This is a genomic window from uncultured Stenotrophomonas sp., assembly GCF_963519925.1.
Classification (GTDB): Bacteria; Pseudomonadota; Gammaproteobacteria; order Xanthomonadales; family Xanthomonadaceae; genus Stenotrophomonas; species Stenotrophomonas maltophilia_AE.
In genome coordinates, this window is the sequence record NZ_CAUQPH010000184.1 from 1 (window position 1) to 6,097 (window position 6,097).

Consider the following 6,097-nt stretch of genomic DNA (forward strand, 5'->3'; position numbering starts at 1 on the left):
GCCATGCGCGCCCCGGCCCGCACGGGCTGGGCCTGGACAGCGATGCGGACGGCGCCCTGCGCGACGCGCAGGGGCAGCCGCAGCCGGGCGTGCAGGTGGTGGGCAGCCTGCGTATCGGCACCCTTTGGGAGAGCCTGGCCATTCCGGAACTTCGGGTTCAGGCGCAACAGGCCGCCATGGCTGCATTGACGCGTCCCGACCAACGGTCGTGACCTTCCGTGAACGGGTTGCCCGGGCCGCCCCCCCGGGCGGGCCGGCGGGGTAAAATGACCGCATGGATGTTTCCCACTTGCTCGACGGGCTCAACCCCGCCCAGCGCGAAGCTGTGTCCGCCCCGCCCGGCCACCATCTGGTGCTTGCCGGTGCCGGTTCCGGCAAGACCCGCGTACTGATCCACCGCATCGCCTGGCTCAACGAAGTCTGCGGCGTGCCAATGCATGGCATTTTTGCGGTGACCTTCACCAACAAGGCGGCCGGCGAAATGCGCCACCGCATCGACGCACAGTTGCCGCAGGGCAGCCGCGGCGCGTGGATCGGCACCTTCCACGGCCTGGCCCACCGCCTGCTGCGCCTGCACCACACCGAAGCCAGGCTGCCCGACAGCTTCCAGGTGCTCGATTCGGACGACCAGCTGCGCATGGTCAAGCGCGTGGTGCAGCAGCTGGAGATCGACGACAGCAAGCATCCGCCCAAGCAGATCGCGTGGTGGATCAACGAGCAGAAGGACGAAGGCCGGCGTCCGCAGCACATCCAGCCCGAGCCCAACGATGCGTGGCTGGAGACGATGCGCCAGGCCTACGCGGCCTACCAGGAGCGTTGCGACCGCGCCGGGCTGGTCGATTTCGCCGAGCTGCTGCTGCGCGCGCACGAACTGCTGCGCGACAACCCGGCGCTGCTGGCGCATTACCGCTCGCGCTTCCGCGAGATCCTGGTCGACGAGTTCCAGGACACCAACGCCATCCAGTACGCCTTCGTGCGCGTGCTGGCCGGCGACAGCGGGCACGTGTTCGTGGTCGGCGACGATGACCAGGCCATCTATGGCTGGCGCGGGGCCAAGGTCGAAAACGTGCAGCGCTTCCTGAAGGACTTCCCGGGCGCGCAGACCGTGCGGCTGGAGCAGAACTACCGCTCCAGCGCCAATATCCTCGGCGCGGCCAACGCGGTGATCGCGCACAACCCGGACCGGATCGGCAAGGAGCTGTGGACCGACAGCGGCGACGGCGAGCCGATCGACCTGTACGCGGCCTACAACGAAATGGACGAGGCGCGCTACGTGGTCGAGCGCGCGCGGCAGTGGGTGCGCGACGGCGGCAGCTATGGCGACGCCGCCGTGCTCTACCGCAGCAACGCCCAGTCGCGTGCGTTCGAAGAAGCGCTGCTTTCCGAGCAGGTGCCGTACCGCGTGTACGGCGGCATGCGCTTCTTTGAACGTGCCGAAATCAAGGACGCGCTGGCCTACCTGCGCCTGATGACCAACCGCAACGATGACGCCGCCTTCGAGCGCGCGGTCAACACGCCCACCCGTGGCATTGGCGACCGCACCCTGGACGAGGTCCGTAGGCTGGCCCGCAGCCAGGCGATTTCGCTGTGGGAAGCCACCATGCTCACCACTCAGGGCAACGAACTTGCCGCCCGCGCGCGCAACTCGCTGGCCGGGTTCCTCACCCTGGTCAACCAGCTGGAGCACGAAGCCGGCGAGATGACCCTGGCCGAGCGCATCGACCACGTGCTGATCCGTTCCGGCCTGCGCGAGCACTGGTCGAAGGAAAGCCGCAACGCGCTGGATTCGGAATCGCGCGCGGACAACCTGGACGAACTGGTGTCGGTGGCCTCGCGCTTTACCCGGCGCGAGGATGATGTCGAGGAAGGCGCCGAGAACATGAGCGAGCTGGTCGCGTTCCTGTCCTACGCCTCGCTGGAGGCGGGCGAAGGCCAGGCCCAGGCCGGCGAGGAAGGCGTGCAGCTGATGACCCTGCACTCGGCCAAGGGCCTGGAATTCCCGCTGGTGTTCCTGGCCGGCATGGAAGACGGCCTGTTCCCGAGCGCGCGGTCGCTGGAAGAAAGCGGCCGGCTGGAGGAAGAGCGCCGGCTGGCCTACGTGGGCATCACCCGTGCGCGTCACAAACTGGTGCTCAGCTACGCCGAATCGCGCCGCATCCACGGCCAGGAAAACTACAACGTGCCGTCGCGCTTCCTGCGCGAGATCCCGCGTGAGCTGCTCAACGAAGTGCGGCCCAAGGTGCAGGTCTCGCGCGGTGCCTCGCTCGGTGCCAGCCGCCCGGCCAGCCACGCCGCGCTGGAGGCACCCCCGCTCAAGCTCGGCGCCCTGGTCACCCACGCGAAGTTCGGCGAAGGCATGGTCACCGACTACGAAGGAAGCGGCGCGCATGCGCGCGTGCAGGTGGAGTTCGCCGAGGCCGGCAGCAAGTGGCTGGTGATGGCGTACGCCAACCTCACCGTGATCTGACCGGGCGTGTCACGGATGACCCGCCATGTGCTATTCCTCTGCAGCCAGAACCGCCTGCGCAGCCCCACGGCCGAGCAGGTGTTCGCCGACTGGCCGGGCGTGGAAACGGCCTCGGCCGGCGTGCTCGCCGATGCCGATGTGCCGGTCAGCCCGGAGCTGTTGCAGTGGGCGGACGTCATCTTCGTGATGGAGCAGGCGCACCGCACGCGGCTGGCCAGCCGGCACCGGCAGTGGTTGAACGGGAAGCGGGTGGTCTGCCTGGACATCCCCGACGACTACGACTTCATGCAGTCGGAGCTGGTGGAGCTGCTGAAGAAAAAGGTCATCCCCCACCTGCCGTAGCGCCACGTCCTGCGTGGCTGCGCGATCTACGGGCACCTCAGCCACGCAGGGCGTGGCTCTACATTCTCCTCCCTTTCCAGGTAATCCCATGTCTGCCACCCCTGTCGCCATCAACGTAAAGCTCAATGCCCGCCTGCAGCCCGAACATCGCCTGCAGCTGTTCGAAGACTCGCTCGACGCCATGCTGGAAGGTGCCGGGATCGGCGAGATCATGGGCGGTGGCACCGCGCTGTCCGAGGAAGGCGAGGTTGAATACGGCGACCTGGAGATCCAGCTGCACGATGCCGGTGCGCTGCCCAACCTGATCGAAGCGCTTGAGCAGCTCGGTGCGCCGAAGGGCTCGCTGATCCAGCGCGAAGGCGAGCCCGACCTGGCGTTCGGCATCACCGAAGGCCTGGGCCTGTACCTCAATGGCACCGACCTGCCCGATGAGGTCTACGAGCAGTGCGACTCGAACTACGTGTTCGACCAGATCGTCGAGCGCATCGACGGCCACGGCGAAGTCTGCAGCTGGTGGCAGGGCCCGAGCGAAACCGCGCTGTACCTGTATGGCGCCTCGTTCGACACCATGGCCGAGCGCATCGCCGACCTGCTGGCCAGCTACCCGCTGTGCCAGGGCGCACGGGTGGTTCAGATCGCCTGACCCCGGTAGCGCCGACCGTTGGTCGGCAACGCGGCACCCCAGCACCCCAGCCGCCGCGCATCCGACGGGGGAGCAGCCGACTGACAGTCGGCTCTACCCCTGCTCAAACGCGACTCATCCCCGTTTTCACCCGCTTCGTCGCGTGCCGCTTGTCGGTCCCCGGTCGTGCGCCCAGAGTCTGGCGCTGTCTGCTGGGAGCATGCACATGAACAAGGGAATTCCGTACCTGATGGCGACCCTGGTCGCGCTGACACTGTCGGCGGGCTGGGCGGCACCGGTGCTGGCCCTGTTCGAGCAGGTGACTGCGTGCCTGGACAGCGGCGGCCGCCTGGACCTGGTCCACCTGCGCTGCGCGCCGCCAGCCGCAGTGCCCGGCCTCGTCCTGGAGGGCTGGGTGTTCTGGCTGACCGCAACGGGCGTGGCGGTGGTGGGCCTGCTGGCGACACGTCGGCGACCGGCGTCATCCATGCAGCGCGGTGGAGGGGTGGACGCCGCCGATTGATCCCGCTCAAGGCATCCTCTCCACGCCGGGTGTGCAATGGTGTCCCCACTGCCTTCGCCAAGGAGCGTTCCATGTACAAGCGGATCCTGATTGCCACCGATGGCTCCGAGCTGTCCGAAAAGGGCCTGCTCAAGGGCCTGGAACTGGCCCGCGACCTCAACGCCGAGGTCGACATCGTCACCGTGTCCGAGCCCTGGGCGGTGGGCATGTATGACGCGATGGGCTGGAGCGTGGGCTACACCAACAGCCCCGAGTACAAGGCCGACCGCGAAGAAAGCGCGCAGAAGGTCCTGGCCCCGGCCAAGGCCGCCTGCGAGGCGCAGGGCCTGCGGGCCACCACCGTGCACGTGCTGGACCGCTACGCCGCCGACGGCATCATCGACACCGCCACCGAGCGCAGCAGCGACCTGATCGTGATGACCTCGCACGGCCGCCGCGGCGTGACCCGGGTGCTGCTGGGCAGCCAGACCGCCGAAGTGCTGGCACGCAGCAGCGTACCGGTCCTGGTCATCCGGTAGCGCCGGGCTTTGCCCGGCTGCTCGCAGAGTCCCGCTCTACGGCCGTATCTTCAGCGTCTGCGATTCGTCCAGGCTGCCATCGGGCTGCAGCACCACGTAGCGCTCGCCGCTGCGGTCGAACAGGACCGGTATCGGGTCGCGGAACAGCGGGCGGCGCACGAAGCGCAGTGCCCAGCCGAAGTGCTCCAGGGTCTCCACGGCCTGGCGCTGCTCGGCAGTCAGCCCGTCGCGCAGGGCGGCGGAATCCATGGGCTTGCGGCGTTCGGGAGTCGTCATCAGGTACGGCGGGCAGGCATTCCAGGGCGGCAGGCAGACCGGGCACGGGGCCGGCTTACCAGCTGTAGAGCTTCCAGTACACCGGCGACACCCCGTCCTTGCTGCGGTCGCCGCCGGTCTGGCCGCCTTCGTACATGTAGTACGGGGCGCCGCGCGACGGGGTCACCTTGACCATGCGCAGCTGGCCGGCCACCCGGTATTCCTCGATGGTGTCGCCGTTGTCCATGACGCGCCTGGCGACATCGGCGCCGGTGACATCGACCGGCGGTGCGCCGGCGCTGCCCCCAGTGGTCGCACAACCAGCCAACACAAGCAGACCTGCCAGCATCAGAGTCTTCATGGACCACGGTTCCTGGAGCGGGGGAGCCTCGATTATGCCCCATGCCCCGTGACGCCGGTGCCGTAACCGGCCATGGCGGGGCGCGTAGAATCGTCGCATGAGCCGATTAGTCCTGATTGACGGGTCCAGTTACCTGTATCGCGCGTTCCACGCGCTTCCGCCGCTGACCAATGCCGCCGGTGAACCCACCGGCGCGCTGTTCGGCGTGGTCAACATGCTGCGCGCCACGCTGAAGGAGCGCCCCGAGTACGTCGCCTTCGTGGTTGACGCGCCCGGCAAGACCTTCCGTGACGACCTGTACGCTGACTACAAGGCCAACCGCCCGCCGATGCCCGACGACCTGCGCCCGCAGATCGAGCCGATGTGCCAGATCGTCGAGGCGCTGGGCCTGACCATCCTGCGCATCCCCGGCGTGGAGGCCGACGATGTGATCGGCACGCTGGCCCTGCAGGGCCACCGCGACGGCATGACCGTCACCATCTCCACCGGTGACAAGGACTTCGCCCAGCTGGTGCGCCCGGGCATCGAACTGGTCAACACCATGACCGGCAGCCGCATGGATTCGGACGCCACGGTGATGGACAAGTTCGGCGTGCGCGCCGACCAGATCGTCGACCTGCTGGCCTTGATGGGCGATGCCGTGGACAACGTGCCCGGCGTGGAGAAGTGCGGGCCCAAGACCGCTGCCAAGTGGCTGGCCGAGTACCAGACCCTGGATGGGGTGATGGCCGCTGCCCCCGGCATGAAGGGCAAGATCGGCGAGAACCTGCGCGCGGCGCTGGATCGGCTGCCACTCAACCGCGAACTGGTCACCATCCGCACCGACGTGGCGCTGGAGGCCAGCCCGCAGACCCTGGCGCTGCGCGACCCGGACGTGCCCGCACTGGGCGAGCTGTACCTGCGCTATGGCTTCACCCAGGCGCTGAAGGAACTGGGAGGCCAGGTCCCGGCGCCCGCTGCGGCCAGCGACGCGCCGGTAAGCCTGCGCGGCACCGCCGCCGGCTACGCC

General features: G+C 68.3%; 8 protein-coding genes and 1 pseudogene. 7 read left to right on the forward strand and 2 right to left on the reverse strand.

Features of this window, described 5'->3' with window-relative positions:
• The 6 genes and pseudogenes from RWO33_RS18685 to RWO33_RS18710 all read left to right on the forward strand — a co-directional run.
• A pseudogene (locus RWO33_RS18685) lies at positions 1-212 on the forward strand (hypothetical protein); the annotation flags it as partial.
• Positions 213-274: 62 nt separating this feature from the next.
• Positions 275-2,467, forward strand: coding sequence for a DNA helicase II (gene uvrD, locus RWO33_RS18690; RefSeq protein ID WP_314106754.1), 2,193 nt, complete (start codon positions 275-277; stop codon positions 2,465-2,467).
• Between the two features lie 15 nt (positions 2,468-2,482).
• Entirely contained in the window at positions 2,483-2,809 is a 327-nt protein-coding gene (locus tag RWO33_RS18695) for a low molecular weight protein tyrosine phosphatase family protein (RefSeq protein WP_314106757.1), read from the forward strand.
• An 88-nt stretch (positions 2,810-2,897) separates the two neighbouring features.
• The gene (locus RWO33_RS18700) at positions 2,898-3,452 is read left to right on the forward strand and encodes a hypothetical protein (protein WP_314106760.1); all 555 of its coding nucleotides are present in this window, start codon (positions 2,898-2,900) and stop codon (positions 3,450-3,452) included.
• 205 nt (positions 3,453-3,657) lie between these two features.
• Entirely contained in the window at positions 3,658-3,954 is a 297-nt protein-coding gene (locus RWO33_RS18705) for a hypothetical protein (protein WP_314106762.1), read from the forward strand.
• A 71-nt stretch (positions 3,955-4,025) separates the two neighbouring features.
• Positions 4,026-4,472, forward strand: a complete 447-nt coding sequence (locus tag RWO33_RS18710; RefSeq protein ID WP_314106764.1) for a universal stress protein — start codon at positions 4,026-4,028, stop codon at positions 4,470-4,472.
• A gap of 36 nt (positions 4,473-4,508) precedes the next feature.
• Here the strand turns inward: RWO33_RS18710 and RWO33_RS18715 are convergent, their stop codons facing one another.
• Positions 4,509-4,748, reverse strand: coding sequence for a hypothetical protein (locus RWO33_RS18715; protein ID WP_314106766.1), 240 nt, complete (start codon positions 4,746-4,748; stop codon positions 4,509-4,511).
• Between the two features lie 55 nt (positions 4,749-4,803).
• Positions 4,804-5,088 carry a DUF2782 domain-containing protein gene (locus RWO33_RS18720; protein WP_145478651.1) on the reverse strand — a complete coding sequence of 95 codons (285 nt, stop codon included), beginning with the start codon at positions 5,086-5,088 and terminating at the stop codon, positions 4,804-4,806.
• 97 nt (positions 5,089-5,185) lie between these two features.
• Here RWO33_RS18720 and RWO33_RS18725 point away from each other — a divergent pair.
• On the forward strand, positions 5,186-6,097 hold a 912-nt coding region (locus tag RWO33_RS18725; RefSeq protein WP_314106770.1), incomplete at its 3' end, for a 5'-3' exonuclease H3TH domain-containing protein.

What these genes read in the sequence shown, in the direction of transcription:
- RWO33_RS18695 (WP_314106757.1), top strand. Translation starts at nt 2,483, where the DNA reads ATGACCCGCCATGTGCTATTCCTCTGCAGCCAGAACCGCCTGCGCAGC.
- RWO33_RS18710 (WP_314106764.1), top strand. Translation starts at nt 4,026, where the DNA reads ATGTACAAGCGGATCCTGATTGCCACCGATGGCTCCGAGCTGTCCGAA.
- RWO33_RS18715 (WP_314106766.1), bottom strand. Translation starts at nt 4,748, where the DNA reads ATGACGACTCCCGAACGCCGCAAGCCCATGGATTCCGCCGCCCTGCGC.
- RWO33_RS18720 (WP_145478651.1), bottom strand. Translation starts at nt 5,088, where the DNA reads ATGAAGACTCTGATGCTGGCAGGTCTGCTTGTGTTGGCTGGTTGTGCG.
- uvrD (WP_314106754.1), top strand. Translation starts at nt 275, where the DNA reads ATGGATGTTTCCCACTTGCTCGACGGGCTCAACCCCGCCCAGCGCGAA.
- RWO33_RS18705 (WP_314106762.1), top strand. Translation starts at nt 3,658, where the DNA reads ATGAACAAGGGAATTCCGTACCTGATGGCGACCCTGGTCGCGCTGACA.
- RWO33_RS18700 (WP_314106760.1), top strand. Translation starts at nt 2,898, where the DNA reads ATGTCTGCCACCCCTGTCGCCATCAACGTAAAGCTCAATGCCCGCCTG.